We start from the raw sequence: 243 nt of genomic DNA, 5'->3' as shown, positions 1-243 counted from the left end.
GAGCCTAACACAAAATACATAGACCAATTCAGACTAGATGAGCAAGAAGCAAAATCAGATAAACTGTCAATTTGGAGTAAGAGCGGTTATGTGACAAACAGAGGATTTAATGGCTGTGTGAAATAGAAAAACACTGTTCGTTAAAAAAAGCAGCAAACCTAGCAGAATGCAGTTTCCAAAGAATGAGAAAGAGATGATGGCGTGTCTAGTTTCCATTCTGCTTATCAAGCTAAAATCATCAAC

At 37.0% G+C, this 243-nt stretch carries 1 pseudogene; it reads left to right on the top strand.

The features are described from left to right. Positions 1 to 126, top strand: a pseudogene (locus tag SB660_RS23110) (endonuclease); the annotation flags it as partial. Positions 127 to 243: the final 117 nt, after the last annotated feature.

Origin of the sequence: Bacillus sp. SIMBA_005, assembly GCF_046535585.1 — a bacterium.
GTDB classification, from domain to species: Bacteria; Bacillota; Bacilli; order Bacillales; family Bacillaceae; genus Bacillus; species Bacillus pumilus.
The sequence above is the reverse complement of the archived record's forward strand: the minus strand, read 5'-3'. Positions and strand labels throughout refer to the sequence as shown.